Origin of the sequence: Pollutimonas nitritireducens (genome assembly GCF_002849615.1) — a bacterium.
Taxonomy (GTDB): domain Bacteria; phylum Pseudomonadota; class Gammaproteobacteria; order Burkholderiales; family Burkholderiaceae_B; genus Pollutimonas; species Pollutimonas nitritireducens.
The window spans coordinates 182,505-206,124 of sequence record NZ_PDNV01000003.1 but is presented as its reverse complement, the minus strand read 5'-3'; the positions used below and the strand labels follow the sequence as shown (position 1 = coordinate 206,124).

Sequence of the window (23,620 nt, the reverse complement as noted above, 5' to 3'; positions counted from 1 at the left end):
TATGACACAACATTGGTTTTTTGACGCTCTTGGTTCGGGGCGTCGGCTGGCGTGGATGAGCGCCGGATCCTTGCTACTTTCTTCCATGGCAGCCGCAGCCGCGACTGACATCCAGGTTTGGCACTCGCTTAACCCTTACAATAAAAAAGTCTTCGAAGAACTGGTCAAGGATTTCAACAAAGATCAGAAAGATGTCAAGGTCCAGTTGAAGTCCTTCGACACTCCGCAGCACATCGAGGCGGCATTGAACAAGGTCAAGAAAGGCGAAAACAAGCCAGCGCTGGTTCAGCTCGATGACGCACGGGCGCCAGACAATATTGCAGCACGGTCCTACATACAACCGCTGCACGCACTGATCGCCAAGCACCCGATCAAGGACGCCAAGTGGTTCCTGCCGGAATTCAACACGTTCATGCGGGATGCCAAAGGCCGACTTGTCGCCTTTCCGTATATGGTCGACGTTCCGGTCATGTACTACAACGTGGACGCATTCAAGAAAGCAGGCATCAAACCCGCCGAGCCGCAACGTTCCTGGAAAGGGTTGCAGGACCAGTTGGTCACCATGGCGAATAACGGTTCGCGAAATTGCCCGCTGACCAGCGATCAGTCGGTATCGGTCAATCTGGAGAACCTGGCAGCCGTAAACAACCAGCCGTATACCACGCAAGGCAATGGTTTGACATCCAAGGGTACACCCGTATTTTCATTCGATTCGATGTACATACGGCATCTGTCGATGATGATCAGTTGGGTCCGCACAGAGTTGCTGGTCAAGCCAGAACACGATGCGGTGGCCGCCAAGCGTTTTGCCCAGGGTGAGTGCGCCGTGCTGATGTCGACATCCAGCAACCTGGGCTGGTTCAAAGACGTGAAGAAACTCGACTTTGCCATCAGTGGCTTACCGTATTACCCCGAAGTCACGCCGAAGCCTGGGAATCCATTCGTGGGCGGCTCCGCGCTGTGGGCGATATCTGGGCATCCCAAGGAAAGCGATGCAGCCAGCCTTCAGTTCCTGTCTTGGTTAAGCCAGCCAAAACAGGCCGCCGGCTGGTTCCAGAACACGGGCTTTTTGCCTTTGACCAAGCAAGCGTTCGACCAGACCGATAAATCGTATTACAAGAATCTTGGCGACTGGCAGCAGCTTGTAGCGGTCTACGCTACAAAGCCAGCAGTCACGTCTCGCGGTTTCCGCATCAAGAACTATCCGCAGATCCGTGCCATGTTCCAGCAGAAGCTTGACGGGGCTTTCAATGGCAAGCAGCCAGCGGTGACAGCACTGAAGTCAGCCTCTGCTGAAGCAGGCAAGCTCATGCAGTAAAGGAAGAGTCCTCGGCAACGGCGCTGCCGCCACCGCCTTCCCGCAAGAAATGAAACACCCCATGGGCAACTCCAGCCCACGGGGTGTTTCGCATTTTCCGCCGGATGCTTGCTTTAAGTGATTGATTTATTGGGGATAAATAGTTGGAATAGGGACGATAAAAGCCTCTATTCGTAAAAGTCTGTCTAGCGGCAAAAAGAAGTGGCGCCCAAGATAGCTGAAACGCCAAGGTGGCGTGAATCACTATCTTGGATCTGAATATGGCCAGAATGCTTATTGCTTCGATACTGTCTGGATTCTTGTCGGCGTGCTCGGGCCTGCCCGATTGGGCCTTGGTCTATCCTTTCCAGAATCAGCCAACTGCCGGCCCGGTCTCACACTACAGCTTCGCATGGCGTCTGTCGGGCGACAGGGCAGTCGCGCCAATTCAGGTTTTCGACAACGGACGACAGACATGGCTTCAGTTTCCGCCACAGCGGCCCCTGCCGGCAGTATTTGAACATACCACCGCAGGCGATCGAGCCTTGCATTACAAGCGGGAAGGTGCCTACGTAGTATTGGATGGTGTCTGGCCCAAGTTGGTCTTGCGCGGCGGACGACTGCAAAGTTGGGTCGAACAGCTGCCCGTTTCCTCTGACGTCCCGGTCTCTGCATCAACCGTTACATCCGTCACGCCGACCATGATTCCTGTCGATGCGTCTCCAGCTGCACCTGCGATCGTGCCAGCGGCCACTACCATGGCCACTGCGACCGCCGATCCTGAAGTCGCTCCGGCGACCGTGCAGCCAGATCTGCAGACAGCGGCACAGCCACCTGTCCAGCTACCACTGAATCCTGCCCTTGCGTCCAGGGACAGTGCAAATTCCATAGCCTTGCCGGCATCCGGCATGCCAGACGAGTCGCCGCAACGTTATACCGTGAGTCCCAAAGACCTGAATTTGCGCTTGGCATTGACACGCTGGGCGCAATCCGTCGGATGGACCTTCGAGTCCGAGCATTGGGCCGTTGATGCCGATATCCCCATTGTGGCATCTGCGACGTTCGAACCAGGTTTCAAGCCTGCGGTGCAGGATCTTGTGGCAAGCACTGAACTGGCGGACCGGCCTTTGCGGCCATGTTTCTATTCCAACCGGGTGCTGCGTATCGTCCCATATGCCCAGCAGTGCGATCGCACGGTTGCTGGCGCGGGGGCTTCGTAATGGCCTTGATGCGATGCCTGCCTGCGACCTTGTCATGCATTCTGCTGTCAGCTTGTGCGGTCGGTGAACGAATGCAAGATATGGTGGCCGTGATAAGCCAGGCGCGTTCCAGCGCCCAGGCCCAGCACGAAGGCTTCGCCCGTTCGGTTGGCAGCAAGGAAGAGAGGCGGGCAGCCCAGGTGGTAGACAAGCCGTGGCTGGTTGGCCGGGCCCGTCCACTTGCGCGGGAAATAACCCTGCCACCTGCATTGCGGGCCAATGTCAACACCACGTTAATGTTCGCAGACGGAGCCATGGATTTATCCCGATTGGCTCAGCGCATCGCCTCGGCAACTGATATTCCGGTATTTGTTGCACCCGACGCGTTGCTGCCGCTGGAACATTTCGCGCCCCGTCTTGGCGTAATCGCCAAGGGCAACGCGATAGCGGCTCCCAGTATTGTCACCTTATCCGGAGGACCCGAGCCGCTGGCCCGGATACTGGATCGCATCAGCGCACGTCTGGGCGTCATGTGGCAATACCGAAATGACCGCATTGAGTTCTATCGCACTGAGACGCGGGTCTTCAATGTGCGTGCCTTGACGCTGAACGCCAGTGCTGAAGCGTCCCTCGGTTTGGGCGCCGGTACAAAAACCGAAGGTTTTGTCAGCACATCTAAAACTGTCCTGAGCAGCAGTACCCAGGATCTGCTTGGCGTCGTGCGCTCGCGCATCGAACCTTTTCTTTCGCACGCAGGCGTGTTGGTGGCAGAGTCGGGTGGCAGTTCTTCAATTGTCGTTACCGATACCCCTGCCGTCTTGCAACGTATCGGACGCTACCTCGACGACGAGAATCGGGCCTTGACCCGTCGGGTGCGCCTCGTATTCGAAGAGCTTACTGTCGCCGTTAATGACAACGCCGAGGCCGGTCTGGACTGGAATCTGGTATTTTCCAGCGCGAAAGTCGCAGCCTCTCTGGCGGTACCGGGATCCGGCCTTGTCGAAGCCGCCAGCATGAGTCTCGGCATGAATGAAGGATCCTTCCAGGGATCGGATGCCATCATCAAGGCATTGAGCCAGGTCGGGCGGGTATTGCGGCGCAGCCGCATGCCGGTGCTCACGCTGAACCGGCGCCCCGTCACCCACGCCGTAAGAACGACCTTCTCATATATTGATAAAGTCCAGACGACAGCACTTTCAACCAGTGCGGGCATGGCCTTGCCGTCTGTTTCGGTGAGCCAGCGGGAAGAGACAGTGGGCTCCCTGATTACACTGGTGCCGGATGCCCAGGATGATGGACAGATCCTGCTGTCTGTCGCCTACGACAACACCGTGGCGCAACCGCTAAAGACCGTCACCTTTGGCGACAAAGACAACCCCCTGCAATTGCAGCAGATCACCATAGATGGAAACGGTACCGTGCAGCAGGTCGCGCTGCAACCCGGCCAGCCTTTGGTTATTTCCGGTTTTGATCGCAGCCAGGAAGAAACCGAAGGGCGACGATTGAATCCTGGCGTTCCTATTGCGCTGGGAGGAAGCGACCGTGCATCATCTCAGAACCTGACCACAGTCATGGTCGTTACGGCACAGGTCGAAGAAGGGTATTGAACGGCATGGCCAATGACGAACTCGTTATCATGCCTTTGCCGTCGGCCACGTTGGTGTTCGGTCTACAGTGGTTGCCATTGCTGGGCGGCAAAGTGGAGCGAGTCGGTTCGCGCCTGGCGAGACATCACCGCGCCACCCACATGGTGCTGGCAGGCGATTCGGCCGCCTCCGTGGGTATCGCCAGGCTGAAGGGCGGCAGGACCCAACGTAAGGTTGGTCTGTATTCCGCGGCGCAGAACGTTGCCCAGCTCTTCTCCGCGGGAACCATAGCACTGCTGCTGGATCTCGGACAGGCCGGGTTCTGGCTTGTCGCGGTGCATGAAGGGGCAGTGATCGCCCGTACAGATCGCCTGTTTGGGTCAAGTGCCGACGCCCGACTCGTGCTTTCCGAACTGTGCCAGTCATATCCTCAACTGGTGGTGCTCGGCGATCCCCAGGCCCCAGTATCACCCGGCCTGGGTGCCATTGAGGCGGCAAGTTCCCATCATAGCCGTTTGCGCGCATTGCGACGCTGGACGCCGATCTTGCCTTGGCCCGTGCAGTTTTTCTTGCTGGCACTGGTTCTTGTGTTGCTTGTGCCGCGCGCTCTTCATGGCCTTCGCCCGAATGTTCGGGCCCCCGCGCAACGACAGCCCGATGATCCAGGACTGGCCTGGAAAGCCGCAGTCGATAAAGCGATACAAGGCCGGATTGTTCATGGCTTGGCGGGCACTCGCAGTTTGCTTGATACCCTCCATCTACTACAGGTCCGTGTAGGCGGGTGGGCACTGAAGGAGGCCGAGTGCACCCGGCAATTGCATAAGTGGCGATGTCACGCTCGCTATGACAGAAGCACTGCTCAGGCGAGCAACAGCGAATTCCTGGCAGGCGCGCCGGCACACTGGCGGGTCGAGTTCATCTCCATCGAGCAGGCGCGGCCCACCTGGGAGGCCGGCTCTTTTGGGGTGCCGGTGAGCGTCGCCCACCTGAAAACCTCCTCGCATAACGAGCGCGAACTGTTCAGCTCGCTCCAATCGATCCGGATGGCGTTCAATCAGATGCAGATAGGCCAACCCTCACCGCTCCCGCTTTCCGTGCCCAGCGACGAAAAAGGACAGATGCATCCAAAGCCGCCCGGACTGACGACGTATCAGTCCCGGTCGTTGCGCTTTAGCGGTCCCTTGCGATCTGCCAGCCTGATGCTGCCGTACGCCGCATCCATTGAATGGAACAAGGCACTGCTGGTCGTTCGCGATGTTGATAAACCAGGCTTGACGAATAGTGGCTTGAGCCTGTCTCTCCAAGGAGTGCTCTATGAAACCGAAACGTCTGTCGCGCATGAGTTCCGCCCGGCCATCGTACCGGCCGATCACCGTGTCGACCAGGGCGAAATCCTCTATTGAGGCAACGGTGCTGGGAATGTTCCTGGGTTTGTGCGCCATGGCGCCACGACCTGCCTGGGCGTCCCTGGACGGACCGGCTGCCGACCAGATGTCCGTGCGCGAGTTGATGCGCATCGAGACCGACCTGGCGCTTGGACGCGCCAGGAAATCGTTGCGCAACCTGGACAAGAAGTCGCAAGGAGCAGAAGAGGAAAGTCCGGTCTCGCGTAGCGGCTCATTGAAACTCGTGGGGATATACGGCGTCGGGAAAAAGCTGCTCGCGGAAGTCGAAATTGGCGCCCAGGCGTACGTATACATGCGTGGGCATGCTTTGCCGGTCGGAATGAAGGCCAGCGCGTCGTCATATAAGTTGCGCGGAATTTCAGGTTCGTGTGTCCAACTCGAACGCAAGGAAGAAGCCCACACCTTGTGCCTGTCTCCTGCATGGAGGTAAATGGGATGGTTGCGTTTTCTTCATGGCGACGCCATTCGCTCGGCGTGTCGCCTGCCTCAACATCGATTCCCGCGCGATTCGACGCTGCCCAGGCGGTCGTCGTATCCAGTCCCGGTGAACTCGCCGACATGAAGCCGGGCTTCGTACGCTCGCTGAGCAGTCAGTTCAATGTCGACGCACTCGCCGCACGTCTATGCCCTGTTTTATTGAGCGACCAGACCGTCGCCGTGTTCGCGCTCGCTGAACATGTTGGCAGCGATCAGGCCGATGAGCTTGCTCATTTGATCGTCAAGTCAGGTCAGGTGCTGGCCAGTCCGTCGCGTTACGTTCTGGCGGCGCCCTTGCTTCTGGCTATCGCGCGCAAGCAGATAACGGCACAAACGCTTGCCAGTCAGCCCCTCGTCCACTTGGCACAATCCAAGACAGCCTTGGCCGATGCATTTCACGATCTCGTCGAATGGGGTGTACGCAACGGCGCCAGCGACTTGCACGTGAACGTATGCTTGCGCGAGCCGGAATCCGAAGTCAAGTACACCATATCGGGACGCTATGTCTCGCCCGAGCGCTTTCGCCGCATGCCGACCGGTCTGCTGGTGGATATGCTGTCGGTCGCATGGATGGACATTGGCGGTGGAAATGGCGCCGTGTTCGATCCAACGATAGAGCAACAGGGAAGCCTCATTCGCCAGGTGGAAGGACGCGACATCATGCTGCGCTGGGCTTCGTTGTCTTCCGAGCGCGGACCCAGCGTATGCTTGCGCCTGCTGAAACGGGAAGGATGTGCGCAGTTGCCAACGCTTGAACAACTGGGCTACCTGCCCGACCAGATCGCGCAGATCAAGCGCGTAATGGTGTCGGAAGGCGGCGCAATCGTGTTTGCCGGTACGGTGGGCTCAGGAAAGTCCACCACCCTGGCTTCCCTGATCGCGGCCCTTCCTTCGCACCGCAAAGTAATCACCATCGAAGATCCCGTGGAATACCTGATTCCCGATGCCATACAGAACACGGTGGCCAGAAACCTGGACAAGACGGCCCATCAAGACTATGCGGCCAAGCTCAGGGCGCTGAAGCGATCAGCTATGAGTGACGTGTTATTGGGCGAGATTCGCGATCAGGAAACCGCAAGGGCATTCATGGATCTGGCCGGTTCGGGTGTCAACGTCTACACGACGGTGCACGCACCGTGCGCAACGCAAGTGCCGGAACGCCTGGCCTCTGACTTCATTGGTGTGTCGCGCGATTTTCTTGCTGCGCCCGGGATGCTCAAGCTCCTGGTCTGCCAGGCACTCTTGCCGACGCTGTGTCCACATTGTTCTCTGCCTGCACAGGCGCTTGCCGCGGGCGTGGTCGATCATGAAGCCTCACATCGCACTGCTGCGCAATGGCGTTGTTGGCTCTGTCTCATTGAAGAGCTGTACGGCTTGCCGACTATGTCCTTTCGCATACGCAATTCCCAGGGCTGTCCGGCCTGCATTAAACCGCATGTTCCCGAGTTGAACGGCTACACGGGCCGCACTGTCGTCGCTGAACTGATAGAGCCGGCACTATGGCCTGAATTTTTGCAAGGCATCCGCCGTGGCGCCTACGCGGCGCTCGAGCGTGCACCTGTCTTGAATCCGCATTCAAAAAACGACTCGATTAGTATGCGAACGTCCATGGAATGTGCTGTTGCAAAGGCCAGTCACGGCCTGATAGATCCCCGGGATATCGAATTGCGCTTCCGTGCATTCGAAACTGAACGGCTGCTTCGTGATCTGCATCCGGGGCCTCGGCCTTCCAGGCCGCAACTCAGGGCAGTGCCATGAGCCACCATTCCCGTGAGCACTGTCTGAAGTCCATCCAATACGCTGTGGACCGTTTCCGCTTTGCCAGAGTCCGGGCCGACTACTACGATTACCTTGGCGCATTGTTGCAAGGCATGCAGGGGCGCCGTACGCTCAGGGAAATCTTCGAGCGGGATGCCAAGCGTTATGGCGTGAACTCGGTACGAGGCAGGTTGTCGCGACGGTGGAATCATGCCTACCAATTGACGGGCGGCGACCTCTACGCGACGTGGTTGGGTTGTTTTCCACAGGACGAACTCGGTCTGATACGTATGGCGCAATCGTTTGGGAACGCCGCGTTGGTCAGGACATTGGCAGAGCTGGCGCAGGTGTTGCAGCTGACCGCCCGCGCCAAAGCCACCCTCACGGCGACCCTATGGTCGGGTGCAATGGCGCTGCTTCTGGCATTTTGCATGGTGCTGGCGGTTCCCTGGTTCACGGTACCGCGCCTGATGCGTACTTTCTCCACCGTGCCATCCGAATACCATGGCGGTCTAACCCGTTCGCTGCTCGGGTTCTCGGACCTCATCCAGGACAACTGGCCGTTCATCACAGTGCTGACTGTGGGCGGAGGCCTTCTCGTACTGTGGTCGTTGCCTAATACTTGTGGGCCGTTGCGCCGCCGCCTGGAGCGATTCGCCCTGTGGCGCGTATACCGCTACGTTGCGGCGCTGCGCTTTTTGACTTTGCTCGCCGTCGTGCTTGGCCGCGATGGAAGCGAGTCGACGCAATTGCGTACCGCTCTCGTCATGCAGAGGACCGGCGCGTCCAGATGGCAGGCCAGCCACATCAACGCCATGCTGAATCGCATCGACGCGGGTATCGCTGGCGCCGATACCTTCGATACCGGTCTGCTCGATAGATCACAGTTATGGTTCCTGGCCGACATGGTGGCCGCCCGTGGACTTCAGGCCGGATTGATCCTGGGAGGCGAGCGCCTCCGATCCCAGGTCCTGGGCACTGTAGCCAGGCAGGCGTTGGCCTTGCGCTGGGCATTGATGCTGGCGAGCCTGGCTTGCCTGCTGGGTCTGGGTCTTTGGCATTACGCCGTCATCGACGAACTGCGTCGGTCGATGATGCTTTTCTACGCCAGCCGATAAGGGCGGGCGCAACTTCAAGGAGCTGTCATGTCTGTTGCTGCTATACGTGCTCAACAAGGGTTCTCGCTTATCGAAGTCTCGATTGTTTCGGCCATTGTATTGTTGCTGGCCATCATCGGAGTGCCGGCCATAGGCGGCTATCTCATCGAAAATAAAGTCCCCAAGGTCGGCGAGGAACTGGCGCGCTTCATCCTGCAAACGAAAGTAAACGCTCCAACCGGGACATCTGATCCTTACGAGGGTATCGATATCACGAATTTTGCAAATCTGGTGCGTGATTCCAGCGTCTTTACAGTCTCCGGGACGGGCGCAAGCACAAAGGTGTTGCACGGGCTTGGCACCGATGGTGAAGTAGGCGTAGGGGTTTCAGCTTCGACCGAAAGCTTCGAGATCACCTTGTCGAAAGTCAATAATGCGGCATGTCCTTCCATCGCTTCGGTCATGCAGCGTGTGTCCGACGTCATAACGGTCGCGCCCGACAATGGCGCGGCTATCGTGGTGAAAGATGCCAGCCAAAACATTCACTACAGCGCGTTGACCGTCGAGTCCAAGTGCGCCAGGGGTGACGTAAACACGTTTGTATTCACCGCCGGCTAGAGGCGGATATGCGGATGCAGCAAGGTTTTGTCATGCTCGAACTTATCGTCGCGGCAATCGTGACGACGCTTGTCGCCGTATGGGCCACCAATACACTGGTCAATAAAATCAATGATGCGCAGGCGCAGGCGGGTGCGGTATGGATGATGTCGGTTAAAAAATCGGTACATGACTACATTGGGCGTTATGCGGATGCACTGATCCAGGCGGATGATGCCGGTGAGCTCAATGCCAAAGGTTATGCCGACTGGGCGGCTCCGACAATCAACGAGCTCAAGGCGGACGGGTTATTGACACCCGGCTTTCCGGAGACCGTCGCGGCAGCGGGGAGCGCAGCCGTTCGATTGATGCGGCACGGCTCTTGTCCTGGTCTTTCGTGCCGCCTCGAAGCGATCGTTTACAGCACCATACCGTTCAGGGTTTCCTCAGGCCAGCAGGTGAACGAACAGATGGTGGCGCAATGGCTGATGGCCGCTCAAGGATGGGGTGGCTCGGTCTCCACATCCCAGCCGCATCTCTTTCGCGGAGCGGCGTTCCAGATGCCGAATCCGCCGGGACCCGGCGCAGCCTTGCCTCCTGGTACGGTGGCGCTGGCCATCACAGCCGAACAACTGGCTCATCTCGATTTCCTCCGCGTACGCGATTCCCGCGACCCTCAATTTCGCGGCATGGCCACTGTGGAGGGCAATATCAATGCACGGAGCGATCTACACGTGGCGCAGTATGTGCACCTGGGGGCGCAGGAAGAACTGCACAGCCCTTGTTCGGCGGATACGGCCATAGCACGGGACAAAAATGGCGGCTTGCTGGTTTGTCGCGAAAATGTTTGGCGTTCATCCAGCCGAACGGGGGGCGGCGGTTATTCGGTGAATCTATTGTATGGCTGCCTGACGCGAGCCGGAGGCTCGACCGCAAACCCGGTCACTGGTACGTGCGGATGTCCGTCCGGATCAAATCCTGTGCTGATTTCCGATAGTGGGCCTCAGGCATTTCCCGAGGGGCGCACTGTGGGTTACCTGTGCGTGGATTGACGCATCACGGTTCCTGCACTGGATCTGCATAGAGTTGAAGCGGTTTTACAACATCGCTCATTCCGATTTCTTGGGCTGATCGGGTAGCGGAGCAACAGGGCGCGCTTCGAGTCCCGGCCTGCTGCCGTGCTTCAGCAGTGCGTCCAGTAGCCCATCGGCCTGCCAATCACGCCAAGCAAGCTTCTCGTCGCGATTGCCGTGTGGACGGTTGCACAGCTGCTCGCCTTCCTTGCGGCTTAGCGTTTTTGACGAAACACCCCCTATAATCAAAGGTTACTTATCAATTAGTGTTTTTCTGCAATGAAAACATCCGAAATACGCCAGAAGTTCCTGTCTTTCTTTGAGTCGAAGGGGCACCAGGTCGTGCCATCATCGTCGCTGGTGCCGGGCAACGATCCAACTCTATTGTTCACCAATGCCGGCATGGTGCAGTTCAAGGACGTTTTCACCGGGAAAGACACGCGTCCCTATAGCCGCGCCACATCATCGCAGCGCTGTGTGCGCGCGGGCGGCAAGCATAACGATCTGGAAAACGTCGGTTATACGGCCAGGCACCACACGTTTTTCGAGATGCTGGGCAACTTCAGCTTCGGCGACTACTTCAAGCGCGAAGCAATCCAGCACGCATGGGAACTGCTTACGTCCGTCTACAAGCTGCCTGCCGAAAAGCTATGGGTCACCGTATACCAAGAAGATGACGAGGCTTACGACATCTGGGCGAACGAAATTGGCGTTCCGACCGAACGCATCATCCGCATTGGCGACAACAAGGGCGCCCGTTATGCGTCGGACAACTTCTGGCAAATGGCTGACACCGGTCCTTGCGGTCCTTGCTCGGAAATTTTCTATGACCATGGTCCCGCAATCTGGGGCGGGCCGCCGGGATCGCCCGAGGAGGATGGGGACCGCTACATCGAAATCTGGAACCTCGTTTTCATGCAATTCGAGCGCGATGCCGCCGGCAATATGCCGCAATTGCCCAAGCCCTGTGTCGATACCGGCATGGGCCTCGAACGTATAGCTGCCGTCCTGCAGCATGTACATTCGAACTACGAGATCGACCTGTTCCGGTCTCTCATCAAGGCCGCTGCGCGCGAAACCGGGGCGACTGACCTGAACAATAATTCGCTCAAAGTCATTGCCGATCACATTCGCGCCTGCAGTTTTCTTATTGTGGATGGCGTCATTCCCAGCAACGAAGGCCGAGGCTACGTATTGCGCCGCATCGTGCGCCGCGCCTTGCGCCATGGCCACAAGCTCGGCCAGTCTGGCACGTTCTTCTACCGCCTTGTGGCCGACCTTGTCGCTGAAATGGGCACGGCTTACCCAGAGCTCGCCGCCCAGCAGTCCCGCGTCGAGCAGGTGATCAAGCAAGAAGAGGAACGCTTCAGTGAAACGCTGGAAAACGGTATGAAGATACTCGACTCGGCGCTGGCAAACATTCCCGAAAATGGCATGCTGGATGGTCAGACGCTGTTCGCGCTGTACGATACCTATGGTTTCCCGGTAGATCTTACGGCAGATATTTGCCGTGAACGAAACGTCAACGTCGATCACGAAGGCTTTGAACTGGCCATGAACCGGCAGCGCACACAGGCGCGCGCGGCAGGCAAGTTCAAAGCCGTGGAAGGCCTGTCCTATAGTGGGGCGGAGACCCGTTTCGACGGATACGACAACCTGGCCAGTCAGGGCAGGGTCACCGCACTGTACATCAACGGTACATCGGTCGAAACATTGGCGGCGGGCCAGGACGCTATCGTGGTGCTTGATGCCACACCGTTCTACGCGGAATCCGGCGGCCAGGCGGGCGATGCAGGGCTGCTGCTGGGCAGCGGCTCGCGATTCGAGGTTGCCGATACGCAAAAGATCCAGAACGGCGTGTTCGGCCACCACGGCCGCTTGCTCGATGGTGCGCTGTCTGTAGGCGATACGGTAGATGCGCGGGTTGACACGCTGCGGCGCGCGCGCACGGTGCGCAACCACTCGGCCACTCACCTTATGCACAAGGCTTTGCGGCAGGTCCTTGGCGCACATGTGCAACAACGCGGTTCCCTGGTCGACGCTGACAAGACGCGGTTCGACTTTGCGCACGACGCACCGCTGACGCCTGCTCAAATCATCGAAGTCGAACAGTTGGTCAATGCGGAAATACTGGATAACCATGCCACCAATGCACAGTTGCTGCCTTATGACGAGGCGGTGCAGGGTGGGGCCATGGCCCTATTCGGCGAAAAGTATGGCGATGTCGTTCGCGTTCTGGATATCGGATCCTCACGCGAACTGTGTGGAGGAACACACGTAACGCGTACGGGGGATATCGGCCTGTTCAAGATAGTGTCCGAAGGCGGTGTCGCCGCGGGCGTACGCCGTGTGGAGGCCATCACTGGCGACAATGCGCTCAAGTGGGTGCAGCAGACCAACGATACCCTGGTGCGTGCAGCAGGCATGTTGAAGACTCAGCCCACCGAACTCGTAGACCGTATCATTCTTCTTCAAAGCCAGATCAAGGCTCTCGAACGCGATCTCGACCAGCTTCGCAGCAAGCAAGCCTCCGCCGCCGGCAACGATTTGGCAAGCCAGGCAGTCGATCTCAACGGCGTGTCCAAGCTCCTGGTCGCCGGCCTGTCGGGTGTCGAAGCCAAAGCCTTGCGAGGTATGGTCGACCAGCTTAAAGATCGCCTGAAGTCGGCGGTGGTACTGTTGGCCACCGTGGCCGATGGCAAGATCAGCCTTGTTGCTGGCGTGACCGCCGATCTTACCGGGAAGGTGAAGGCGGGCGACCTCGTTAGCCTGGTCGCGGCGCAAGTGGGTGGCAAGGGCGGTGGACGTCCCGACATGGCCATGGGCGGCGGTACCGATATCGCAGCGCTCAATGATGCGATCGCCGGTGCCGATGCATGGGTACGCGAACGTCTGGGACTGGCTTGACGCAATGAGCGATACCCTGGGCGGACTGGCTGCCGATCTTGAAGTGGATGCCTCGGGCCTGAAATGTCCGCTGCCGATCCTGCGTGCCAAGAAAGCATTGGCTCAATTGCATAGCGGACAACTGCTGAAGGTGATAACCACCGATACGCATGCCTTGCGGGACTTCCAGGCCTTTGCCAAGCAAACCGGCAACGTGCTTGAAGGCCAGTTCGAAACCGAGGGGTCGGCCGTCCACTTTTTGCGGCGTCGCTAAATGGTTGTTCTTCCTGTCGTTTTTTAGTTGTCGACAACGTCGCGATACCGATTGAGTTTGCGGAAGCGGCCCGAAAAGTGCTAGAATCTTTTGTTTTTCACAGTATATTTTAAGGATTACCAATGGTTGTGATTCGTCTAGCCCGTGGCGGCTCGAAGAAGCGTCCGTTTTACAACGTTGTAGCAGCCGACTCGCGTAATCGCCGCGATGGCCGCTTCATTGAGCGTGTGGGCTTCTACAACCCTGTAGCCAACGAAGGCCAGGAAAACCTGCGTCTTGCCCTGGATCGCGTTCAGTACTGGACCGACAAGGGTGCGCAATTGTCGCCTGCAGTGGCACGTCTGGTTAAAGATTTCTCGGCCAAAGCCGCTGCCTGATAGCAGCGCTACACAGCATTCATAGTGGCCAAGGCTGATTCCACACACGTCAAAGCTCCTGCGGATTTGGTAGAGCTTGGGCGTGTGGTATCAGCCTACGGAGTGCGGGGCTGGGTCAAGATCCAGCCGCATTCCACGAATGCGCAGGTTTTGCTTGCGGCAAAAACCTGGTGGTTGAAAGCGCCCGTTCCGGTTGGAAGCACGGGCGCTTTGCCGTCTTTTCTTTCCGCAGACGTGCTTGCGTGCCGCCCTCAGGGGTCCACGATCGTCGCCGAACTCAGTACTGTCGCCGACCGGGACCACGCCGAAGCCATGAAAGGGCATACGGTCTGGGTACCCCGAGGCGATTTTCCGTCTGCCGACGACGATGAGTACTACTGGGTCGACCTGATCGGCTGCCAGTTGTTCGGCGAACTCGATGGCCAACCCGCGCTTATCGGCCAGGTGATCGACGTAGTCGACAACGGCGCTCATGCGTTATTGCGTGTGGCACGTGCTAGGTTGGATGCCAACGGAGACCTGGTTCTGATGCAAAATGACAAAGGCTCTGCGAAAGGCCGTGCCATTGAAGTGCTGGTGCCTTTTGTCAATGCCCATGTCCATACCGTGGATCTCGCCAAAAAACGCCTCGATAGCAATTGGCCGGTCGAATTCTGACTATTACGCTGCGGTAAGACTGTTATTACAGCAGCAAGGCGGGCGCAATGCGATTCGATGTTATATCTCTATTTCCCGATATGTTCTCGGTGGTGCGCGATCTCGGTGTGACCGGGCGTGCCCACAAGCAGCAACTGTGGTCGTTGGCCTTATGGAATCCGCGCGATTTCACCCACGATGTTCACCGCACAGTCGACGACCGGCCTTATGGCGGCGGTCCTGGTATGGTCATGATGGCCGAACCGCTGGAGCAGGCTGTCAGCGCCGCGCGGAAAAGCAGGGAAGAGCTGCACGGAACGAGGTCGGATTCATCATTACCGGACGACAGCCCGGTAATACTGATGAGTCCCACAGGCAAGCGCTTTGACCAAGCCATGGCTCAGGAATTGGCCAATGGTCCGGGCGCCATCCTGATTTGTGGACGCTATGAAGGCATAGACCAGCGTTTCATCGACCGCAACGTCACCCACGAAGTCTCCATGGGTGATTTTGTGCTGTCTGGGGGAGAAATCGCCGCGCTTGCGATTATTGACAGCGCCGTTCGTTTGCTTCCCGGCGCGTTGAACGATGCGCACTCCGCCCTTCAAGACTCTTTCAACACCGCGTTGACCGGGCTGCTGGACAGTCCACATTACACCAGACCCGAAGTTTACGGTGGCGAATCCGTCCCTGCTGAATTGTTGTCCGGGCACCATGCAAATATTGCCGTGTGGCGTCGCCAGCAGTCCCTGGCCATCACAGCCGCGCGTCGTCCCGATCTGATTGCCGCCGCCCGCGAGGCTGGCCTGTTGTCCAGGGTCGACGAAAAATTTCTTCATGAATCAGGTGCCTGCAGCGTCGGCACATCGCGGGTCGCTACATCGGGCGTCGACAAGCCTGGCTCGCAAGGTCGCCGGTAGCGACGCCAGTAATAGATGTAATGCCCCGGCATTGAACATGTCGGGCGTCGCTACGTCGGGCGTCGCTATGTCGGGCGTCGCTACGTCGGCGTAGCCACGCCCGGTGTTCATCAGGCCAGCTTGGTCAGCTGTTCCTGCACCTTTTGCAATGTTTCACCGAATTGGGCCATGCGCAGCTTTTCCTGTTCCACCACGGCGGCTGGGGCACGTTCCACAAAACTGGCGTTCGACAGTTTGCCGCGTGCCTTTGTTATTTCATTCTGAAGGCGGTCGATCTCTTTGCCCAGGCGCAGCCGTTCCGCGTCGATGTCGATTTCGACGTGCAGCATCAGTTGGGTCGTGCCTACAACCTGGACTGGTGCGCCCACGTCGGGCAATTGATCGACGATATCCACGGTCTCGAGTTTGGCCAGCGCGGCCAGATACTGGCCGTTGGCCTGTAGCATGTCGCGTTCGCCTTGCGCGATCAGCGGGACGCGTTGTGCGGGCGACAAGTTCATTTCTCCGCGCAAGGCCCGTACTGCTTCAACCTGGGCTTTAAGCAACGCCACCTGTGCCTCGGCCTGATCGTCCAGCATCGCGTCATTGGCAGACGGGTAGGGCTGCACGCAAATGCTGGTGTTGTCGTGTGGGTCGCGCTTGCCGGCAACCACGGAGACTTTCTGCCAAAGCTCTTCCGTGATGTACGGAATAATGGGGTGAGCCAGCCGCAACACGGTTTCCAATACCCGGATAAGTGTGCGGCGGGTCCCCAACTGTTGCTCCGGAGTCCCATGCTGGATTTGTACCTTGGCCAGTTCGACATACCAGTCGCAGTACTCATCCCAGACGAAGCGATAGAGCGCATTGGCAATATTGTCGAAACGATAATCCGTGAAACCGCGTTCAATTTCTGTTTCGAGGCGCTGCAACTGGCTGATTATCCAGCGATCGACGAAGGAAAGTTCGCCTGGTGCCTGGGCGGCGTCGGCCTGTGCCACCAGGTTATGGCCTTCGGTGTTCATCAGCACGAAGCGCGTCGCATTCCACAGCTTGTTGCAGAAGTTGCGATAGCCCTCGCAGCGCTTCAGGTCGAAATTGATGTTGCGCCCCAGGGTGGCATAGGCCGCCATGGTAAAGCGCAGTGCGTCCGTACCGTATGCAGGGAACCCGGTGGGGTAGTCCTTGGCGGTCTTTTTCCTGATACTGGCAGCCTGCTTGGGATTCATTAGCCCGGTGCTGCGCTTTTCAAGCAGCTCGTCCAGCCCGATGCCGTCGATAAGGTCGACAGGATCGATCGTATTGCCTTTGGACTTGCTCATTTTCTTGCCTTCCATGTCGCACACGAGGCCGTGCACGTAAACGGTCTGGAAGGGGACTTTGCCAGTCATGTGCATGCTCATCATCACCATGCGGGCAACCCAGAAGAATATGATGTCGAAGCCGGTCACCAGGACACTGGACGGCAGGTAGCGCGCAAGGTCGGGAGTTTGCTCGGGCCATCCCAGATCCGTAAAGGGCACCAGCGCCGATGAGAACCAGGTGTCGAGCACATCGGCATCGCGCGTCAGTGGTCCGCTGACACCGGCTGCAATTGCTTTTTGGCTTGCTTCGGCTTCGGTGCGCGCCACGAAAATGCGACCGTCTTCCGCGTACCAGGCCGGAATCTGATGGCCCCACCACAACTGACGTGATATGCACCAGTCTTGAATATTTTCCAGCCACTGGTTGTACGTCGTGGTCCAGTTTTCAGGATAGAACTTGATGCGTCCATCGGACACAACTTCCAAGGCCACATCGGTAATACTTTTTCCGGGGTTCAATGTGCCGCCCGGTGCCGGCTTGCTCATTGCCACGAACCACTGATCGGTAAGCATGGGCTCGATGACAGTATTCGTGCGATCGCCGCGCGGCACCATCAACTTGTGCGGTCTTGCCAGTTGGAGCAGGTTTTGCTCGGTAAGATCCTGGACGATTTTCTTGCGCGCTTCGAAGCGGTCCATGCCCTGGTAGGCGGTCGGGGCAGTGTCCGCTATTTTTGCATCGAGCGTCAGTACACTGATCATGTCCAGTCCGTGGCGCTGGCCGACGGCGTAGTCATTGAAGTCGTGCGCCGGCGTGACTTTGACCACGCCGGTACCGAATTCGCGATCTACGTAGTCGTCGGCGATGACCGGTATCTGGCGGCCTACCAGCGGCAGCGTCACTGTCGCGCCAATAAGGTGAGCGTAGCGTGTGTCTTCGGGATGTACCATGACGGCGACGTCGCCCAGCATGGTCTCAGGCCGTGTGGTCGCCACGACCAGGTATTCAATATCGCCGACCGGTGTTGTGAGCGGATAGCGGATTTCCCACATGAAGCCATCTTCTTCGACGCTGACGACTTCAAGGTCGGACACCGCCGTTCCAAGCACGGGATCCCAATTGACGAGTCGCTTGCCGCGATAGATCAATCCTTGTTCATGCAGACGCACGAAGGTTTCCACCACCCCTCGGGAAAGGTTGTCGTCCATGGTGAAGTACTCGCGCTTCCAGTCGCAGGACGAACCCAGGCGCCTGAACTGCTCGGTAATGGCATTGCCCGATTTCTGCTTCCATTCCCAGACCTTTTCGACGAAAGCCTCGCGGCCCAGGTCGTGTCGCGAGATATTCTGGGCATCGAGCTGGCGCTCGACGACGATTTGGGTGGCGATACCCGCATGGTCGGTGCCGGGGATGAACACCGTATCGTCGCCCCGCATGCGGTGATAACGCACCAGGCCGTCCATGATCGTCTGGTTGAAGGCATGTCCCATGTGCAGCGTGCCCGTCACATTCGGTGGAGGAAACTGGATGACAAAAGGCTGGCTGCTACGGTGACCGGTAGGATGCACATGCTGGCCGCCGGTGAAGTAGCCCTGACGTTCCCATTCTGCGTACCAGCGCTTTTCTAGTTCTTGCGGTTCGAAGCTCTTGGAGAGTTGTGCGGGGTCGGTCGGTGCAAGTTCGTTGGTCATGGTGTAAAAAGTAAATGCAGACAGCCGCAGAGCGGCGAAAGTCTGACTATATATGAAACCGGAAAGGCGTGCGGACCGGGGTCCGGGCGCGGGTTCGGCGGCAAAACCGGATGTTGGTACGACCGGCCAGGTAACGCTATTTTATGATATGGCACCTGTGCTTAGGCATGTTAAAATGCCCGGTTAACAAAAACATTGTCAAAGTTATTGTTTTTATTAAGAAAACCATTATGCAACCCGGGTTTTCGTTGTCCTTCTTCTGAGCCGAGTCTGTCCGGAAGGCGTCGTGCGTAATGACAACGTCAAAATTCCCACCTATTCTTTGGATTTTATATGGCTATTGAACGTACCCTTTCCATTATCAAACCTGATGCAGTCGCCAAGAACGTCATCGGTCAAATCGTGGCCCGTTTCGAACAGGCCAACCTGAAAGTCATTGCAGCCCGCTTGCAACAGCTGTCGCGCGAAGATGCAGAACGCTTCTACGCCGTGCACAAAGAGCGTCCATTCTACAAAGACCTGGTCGATTTCATGATCTCTGGCCCCGTATTCGTACAGGTATTGGAAGGTGAAAACGCCATCCAGACGAACCGCGACCTGATGGGCGCGACAGATCCCAAGAAGGCTGAAGCCGGCACAATCCGCGCCGATTTCGCCGACAGCATCGACGCCAATGCGGTGCACGGCTCCGACGCCGCTGAAACCGCCGCCGCCGAAATCGCTTTCTTCTTTGCCGAAAGCACCATCCACAGCCGTTAATCCGTCAGGATTGCATCTTATTCACTGCGCCAAGGTTATGTCATCTACTGAACCCATCAATCTTCTGGGCCTCGATACCGCGGCCCTGACCGATCTGGTTGGCCGGTGGGGCGGAAAGCCGTTTCGAGCCAAGCAATTGCAGCGCTGGGTACATCAGCGCGGCGCGGATTCGTTCGACGATATGACCGATCTGGCGCGTGAATTCCGCCAGCAGCTCACCGCGCACTGTTCGATTCATGCGCCCGACGTATCAAGCGAGCACCGCTCTGCCGATGGCACGCGCAAATGGCTGTTCGACGTTGGCAAGAATAATGCCATCGAGACTGTCTTCATTCCTGAAGACGATCGCGGCACCCTGTGCATATCCAGCCAGGCAGGTTGCACCGTTGCATGTCCTTTCTGTTCGACCGGCTATCAGGGCTTCAATCGCAACCTGACCACCGCCGAGATCATCGGCCAGCTATGGTACGCGAAACGGGCCGTTCAAGCGGACCTGTCCAGTGCACGCGTGGGCGACCAGGCCGAGGCCGTGCCCGAGCCGGCGCGCGTGATCAGCAACGTGGTCATGATGGGCATGGGCGAGCCCCTGCTCAATTACGATCAGGTGCTCGGCGCCTTGCGCCTCATGATCGATGACAACGCCTATGGGCTATCGCGTCGGCGCGTCACCGTGTCGACGTCCGGGGTGGTGCCGATGATGGACAGGCTGGGCCGCGACTGCCCGGTTGCACTGGCTGTTTCGCTGCATGCACCCAACGATGCACTGCGCGACAAGCTTGTACCCCTTAATCGCAAGCATCCTCTGGCCGAACTCCTGGCGGCATGCAACCGCTATCTCGAACATGCGCCGCGTGACTTCATCACTTTCGAGTACATCATGCTCGACGGTGTCAACGACACCGATCAACATGCCCGAGAACTCATCGACATCGCGAAGCAGGTGCGTTGTAAATTCAACTTGATTCCTTTCAACCCATTTCCGCAGTCCGGGCTCAAGCGCTCACCCGCCGCACGCATACGTCTGTTTGCCCAGCGTCTGATGGACGCGGGCTTGGTCACCACCGTGCGCAAGACCCGTGGCGACGATATCGCCGCAGCCTGCGGACAACTCGCAGGCGACGTTAAAGACCGCACTCGCATCAACGAGCGCTTGCCCGACCGGGCAGTCATTGCAATCAAACAGGAGCGTGGATGAATCAACCATTGCTGAAAGAGGCCCGGCTTGAAGTCGTGGCTCCTCCCGTACCCATGGGAGTAGGACCCACGCTACGCAGTCTGCGCGAAGCCCGTGGCTTATCGCCTGGTGAAGTTTCGGCCAGGCTGAAGTTCACCAGCCGTCAACTCGATGCGCTGGAAACCGAGCAATGGGACCGTCTTCCATCGGGCGTTTCTCTACGAGGCTTCGTGAAGAATTACGCGCGCTACCTCGAGGCCGACGTCGAGGCATTGCTATCCATGCTCGACAACCAGGTCGGCACAACGGCGGCGAAAACCGTGCCCGTAACCCACGCCGGTTCGCTGGGGCCTGCCGACCTACCCATCCACGGCGAGCCCGTGCACAGGCCCTGGGGCTGGCTGCTTATTATCCTGGTCCTGCTTTTCGTCGCTGGTTTCTACGCGATCGAGCGTGGCTGGATCCCCGATTCCTGGCTTATTTTCGACTGGCTCAAATCCCTGAAAAAATGAACGATCTTCCAGGCAACGCTCCCGGCATCCCTTCTTCACCTGTTGGCGCCTCGCCACGGCGACCCACGCGCACGGCCGTGGTGACCTGGGGCGGTCATTCGGTGCGGATCGGAGGCGGGGCGCCCGTCGTAGTGCAGTCCATGACCAATACGGATACCACCGATGCCGTCGCAACGGCCATCCAGGTCAAGGAATTGGCCATGGCGGGATCCGAACTCGTACGCATTACGGTGAACACGCCGGAAGCGGCGCGCGAGGTCCCCGCGATCCGCGAACAGCTCGACCGCATGAACGTTTCGGTTCCCCTGGTGGGTGATTTCCATTACAACGGTCACAAGCTGCTGACCCAGTTTCCAGAATGCGCCCAGGCGCTGTCAAAGTACCGTATCAATCCGGGCAATATGGGCGGCGGAAAAAAGCGCGATGACAATTTCGCCCAGATGATAGAAATCGCTTGCCGCCACGATAAGCCGGTTCGCATAGGGGTGAACTGGGGCAGCCTCGACCACGAATTGCTTGCCCGCATGATGGACGAAAATAGCGCACATCTTCAGCCCAGGGATGCACAGGCGGTCATGCGTGATGCCTTGGTCGTGTCGGCCATCAGCAATGCCCAGCGCGCCGAAGAACTTGGCCTGTCACCGAATGCCATCGTGCTGTCGTGCAAGGTCAGCCACGTGCAAGATCTGATCACCGTATACCGCGACCTTTCAGGGCGCTGCGATTATCCTTTGCACCTCGGACTGACCGAGGCCGGAATGGGAAGCAAAGGCATTGTGGCGTCCACGGCGGCATTGTCGGTGCTCCTGCAGCAGGGCATAGGCGATACCATTCGTATTTCGCTGACACCAGAGCCTGGCGGCGATCGGCGGCGCGAAGTCATCGTCGCGCAGGAGATCCTGCAAACAATGGGGTTGCGTGCCTTTACGCCCATGGTGGTAGCATGCCCGGGTTGCGGCCGTACCAGCAGCACGGTATTCCAGGAACTTGCCGACAGCATACAGACCTATTTGCGCGAACAGATGCCGGTCTGGAAAAGCCGCTACCCCGGCGTTGAAACCATGAACGTTGCGGTGATGGGCTGCGTCGTGAACGGGCCTGGCGAAAGCCGGCATGCGGACATCGGCATCAGCCTGCCGGGCACAGGCGAAGTTCCGTCTGCGCCAGTCTTCGTGGACGGTCAGCGCACAGTAACGTTAAAGGGCGACAGCATTGCCCAGGAATTTCAATCCATTGTCGAACAGTACGTCGAACGTCGATATGGCGCCGGCCATCCGGAAAATTACAAAGGGCGGGTCTGACCCGCGGAAAACAAGAATTCTATGACGCAGTCGTTTCAAAAGGTCCGTGCCCTGACCGGCATGAAAGATGTATTGCCCGATACCAGTGGGCAGTGGGAAGCGCTGGAAGCGGTGGTTCGAGAGTGGCTGTCCAGCTATGGCTACCGCAATATGCGCACACCGGTGCTGGAACACACACGATTGTTTACGCGCGGCATCGGCGAGGTCACCGACATCGTCGAGAAAGAAATGTATACGTTCACCGACGCCCTGAACGACGAGCAGCTGACCATGCGACCCGAGTTCACCGCCGGAATGGTGCGCGCGGCAATCGAGCACAATATTCTGTATGATCGGCCGCAGCGGGTCTACGCCATGGGTCCGGTGTTCCGTCACGAAAAGCCGCAGCGTGGACGCTATCGGCAATTTCATCAGATCGATGTCGAGGCCCTGGGATTTGCAGGACCCGATGTCGATGCCGAACTTATCGTGATGTTGTCGCGTTTATGGAAAACGCTGGGCTTGACCGATATCCGGCTCGAGATGAACTCATTGGGACAGGCCGACGAGCGCGCCGCACATCGCGACGCACTGATCGCTTATCTTGAACAGCATAAAGACGTGCTCGACGTCGAAGCGCAACGACGCATGTACACCAATCCTTTACGCGTGCTCGATACCAAGAACCCGGCCATGCAGGAAATGGCGAACAACGCGCCGCGGCTCTTTGATATCCTGGGCAGCGACTCGCTGGCCCATTTTGAAGGCGTTTGCGAACGATTGCGTGACGCGGGCATCGATTACACGCTCAACACACGTTTGGTGCGTGGGCTCGATTATTACAACCTGACTGTTTTCGAATGGGTCACCGACCGATTGGGCGCCCAAGGCACAGTATGCGGCGGCGGACGCTATGATGGACTGATAGCGCTATTGGGCGGCAAGGCGGCCCCGGCTGTCGGGTTTGCCATAGGCGTTGAACGTCTGCTCGATCTTTGCGCGCAGTCCGCCGAGCAGGTCACTTTGCCGGAATGTCAGGTCTATATGATTCACCAAAGTCCGGATGCTCAGCGTCTTGCCGCCAAGGTAGCCGAGTCCTTGCGCGATGCGGGCCTGCGCGTCATTGTCCATGCAGGGCCAGCCGGCTTCAAGGCCCAGTTCAAGCGGGCCGATGCCAGTGGCGCCACGGTTGCGGTTATTCTTGGCGCCGATGAACTAGCTGCGAAGACGGCAAGCGTCAAATGGTTGCGGGTAAAAGAAGATGGACAAGATCAGCCGCAGCAAGAGACGATCGCACTCGATCGGCTCGTTACTGAATTGAAATTAAAGGTCTAAAG

The 23,620-nt window shown here is 58.2% G+C and carries 21 protein-coding genes; 19 read left to right on the top strand and 2 right to left on the bottom strand.

Going from position 1 to position 23,620, the window contains the following annotated elements:
* Window position 1: 1 nt before the first annotated feature.
* The 9 genes from CR155_RS05430 to CR155_RS05390 all read left to right on the top strand — a co-directional run bounded on the left by CR155_RS05430 (window position 2) and on the right by CR155_RS05390 (window position 10,469).
* On the top strand, window positions 2-1,318 hold the full coding sequence (locus CR155_RS05430; protein WP_102068976.1) for an extracellular solute-binding protein: 1,317 nt from the start codon (window positions 2-4) through the stop codon (window positions 1,316-1,318).
* A gap of 260 nt (window positions 1,319-1,578) precedes the next feature.
* Window positions 1,579-2,517: a TrbG/VirB9 family P-type conjugative transfer protein gene (locus tag CR155_RS05425; protein ID WP_102068975.1), complete on the top strand. Its 939-nt coding sequence runs from the start codon at window positions 1,579-1,581 to the stop codon at window positions 2,515-2,517.
* A gap of 71 nt (window positions 2,518-2,588) precedes the next feature.
* The gene (locus CR155_RS05420; RefSeq protein WP_233213918.1) at window positions 2,589-4,103 is read left to right on the top strand and encodes a hypothetical protein; all 1,515 of its coding nucleotides are present in this window, start codon (window positions 2,589-2,591) and stop codon (window positions 4,101-4,103) included.
* Between the two features lie 5 nt (window positions 4,104-4,108).
* On the top strand, window positions 4,109-5,485 hold the full coding sequence (locus CR155_RS05415; RefSeq protein ID WP_102068973.1) for a type IV pilus inner membrane component PilO: 1,377 nt from the start codon (window positions 4,109-4,111) through the stop codon (window positions 5,483-5,485).
* Window positions 5,397-5,918 (top strand): hypothetical protein, encoded by a 522-nt coding sequence (locus tag CR155_RS05410; RefSeq protein WP_143705181.1) that lies wholly within the window; start codon window positions 5,397-5,399, stop codon window positions 5,916-5,918. Before CR155_RS05415 ends, CR155_RS05410 begins: the two co-directional genes overlap by 89 nt.
* Before the next feature lie 5 nt (window positions 5,919-5,923).
* Entirely contained in the window at window positions 5,924-7,723 is a 1,800-nt protein-coding gene (locus CR155_RS05405) for a GspE/PulE family protein (protein WP_102068971.1), read from the top strand.
* Window positions 7,720-8,841: a type II secretion system F family protein gene (locus CR155_RS05400; protein WP_102068970.1), complete on the top strand. Its 1,122-nt coding sequence runs from the start codon at window positions 7,720-7,722 to the stop codon at window positions 8,839-8,841. Before CR155_RS05405 ends, CR155_RS05400 begins: the two co-directional genes overlap by 4 nt.
* 27 nt (window positions 8,842-8,868) lie before the next feature.
* Window positions 8,869-9,438 (top strand): type 4 pilus major pilin, encoded by a 570-nt coding sequence (locus CR155_RS05395; RefSeq protein ID WP_102068969.1) that lies wholly within the window; start codon window positions 8,869-8,871, stop codon window positions 9,436-9,438.
* Window positions 9,439-9,452: 14 nt separating this feature from the next.
* The gene (locus CR155_RS05390) at window positions 9,453-10,469 is read left to right on the top strand and encodes a hypothetical protein (protein ID WP_143705180.1); all 1,017 of its coding nucleotides are present in this window, start codon (window positions 9,453-9,455) and stop codon (window positions 10,467-10,469) included.
* Between the two features lie 57 nt (window positions 10,470-10,526).
* On the opposite strand, the gene CR155_RS05385 is transcribed toward CR155_RS05390, so the two are convergent.
* A complete protein-coding gene (locus CR155_RS05385) occupies window positions 10,527-10,739 on the bottom strand; it encodes a hypothetical protein (RefSeq protein ID WP_102068967.1) in 213 nt (70 codons plus the stop codon).
* 30 nt (window positions 10,740-10,769) lie between these two features.
* Between CR155_RS05385 and alaS the strand changes: the two genes are divergently transcribed.
* From alaS to trmD, 5 genes are all read left to right on the top strand, one after another.
* Complete coding sequence (gene alaS / locus CR155_RS05380; protein ID WP_102068966.1) at window positions 10,770-13,397, top strand: alanine--tRNA ligase; 2,628 nt, start codon at window positions 10,770-10,772, stop codon at window positions 13,395-13,397.
* Between the two features lie 4 nt (window positions 13,398-13,401).
* A complete protein-coding gene (locus tag CR155_RS05375) occupies window positions 13,402-13,650 on the top strand; it encodes a sulfurtransferase TusA family protein (protein WP_102068965.1) in 249 nt (82 codons plus the stop codon).
* Between the two features lie 122 nt (window positions 13,651-13,772).
* Window positions 13,773-14,027, top strand: coding sequence for a 30S ribosomal protein S16 (gene rpsP, locus CR155_RS05370; protein ID WP_102068964.1), 255 nt, complete (start codon window positions 13,773-13,775; stop codon window positions 14,025-14,027).
* Window positions 14,028-14,051: 24 nt separating this feature from the next.
* A complete protein-coding gene (gene rimM, locus CR155_RS05365; protein ID WP_102068963.1) occupies window positions 14,052-14,684 on the top strand; it encodes a ribosome maturation factor RimM in 633 nt (210 codons plus the stop codon).
* Window positions 14,685-14,731: 47 nt separating this feature from the next.
* Window positions 14,732-15,583: a tRNA (guanosine(37)-N1)-methyltransferase TrmD gene (gene trmD / locus CR155_RS05360; RefSeq protein WP_102068962.1), complete on the top strand. Its 852-nt coding sequence runs from the start codon at window positions 14,732-14,734 to the stop codon at window positions 15,581-15,583.
* Between the two features lie 110 nt (window positions 15,584-15,693).
* On the opposite strand, the gene CR155_RS05355 is transcribed toward trmD, so the two are convergent.
* Complete coding sequence (locus CR155_RS05355; protein WP_102068961.1) at window positions 15,694-18,558, bottom strand: valine--tRNA ligase; 2,865 nt, start codon at window positions 18,556-18,558, stop codon at window positions 15,694-15,696.
* 333 nt (window positions 18,559-18,891) lie between these two features.
* Here CR155_RS05355 and ndk point away from each other — a divergent pair, with 333 nt between their 5' ends.
* Genes ndk through hisS form a run of 5 tightly spaced genes read left to right on the top strand, consistent with a single transcriptional unit; the run spans window position 18,892 to window position 23,618 of the window.
* Entirely contained in the window at window positions 18,892-19,317 is a 426-nt protein-coding gene (ndk, locus tag CR155_RS05350; RefSeq protein ID WP_102068960.1) for a nucleoside-diphosphate kinase, read from the top strand.
* A 37-nt stretch (window positions 19,318-19,354) separates the two neighbouring features.
* Window positions 19,355-20,512, top strand: coding sequence for a dual-specificity RNA methyltransferase RlmN (gene rlmN / locus CR155_RS05345; RefSeq protein ID WP_102068959.1), 1,158 nt, complete (start codon window positions 19,355-19,357; stop codon window positions 20,510-20,512).
* Complete coding sequence (locus tag CR155_RS05340) at window positions 20,509-21,003, top strand: helix-turn-helix domain-containing protein (RefSeq protein WP_102068958.1); 495 nt, start codon at window positions 20,509-20,511, stop codon at window positions 21,001-21,003. Before rlmN ends, CR155_RS05340 begins: the two co-directional genes overlap by 4 nt.
* Complete coding sequence (ispG, locus tag CR155_RS05335; protein WP_102068957.1) at window positions 21,000-22,304, top strand: flavodoxin-dependent (E)-4-hydroxy-3-methylbut-2-enyl-diphosphate synthase; 1,305 nt, start codon at window positions 21,000-21,002, stop codon at window positions 22,302-22,304. The genes CR155_RS05340 and ispG overlap by 4 nt, the downstream gene beginning before the upstream one ends.
* A gap of 21 nt (window positions 22,305-22,325) precedes the next feature.
* The gene (gene hisS, locus CR155_RS05330; protein WP_102068956.1) at window positions 22,326-23,618 is read left to right on the top strand and encodes a histidine--tRNA ligase; all 1,293 of its coding nucleotides are present in this window, start codon (window positions 22,326-22,328) and stop codon (window positions 23,616-23,618) included.
* Window positions 23,619-23,620: the final 2 nt, after the last annotated feature.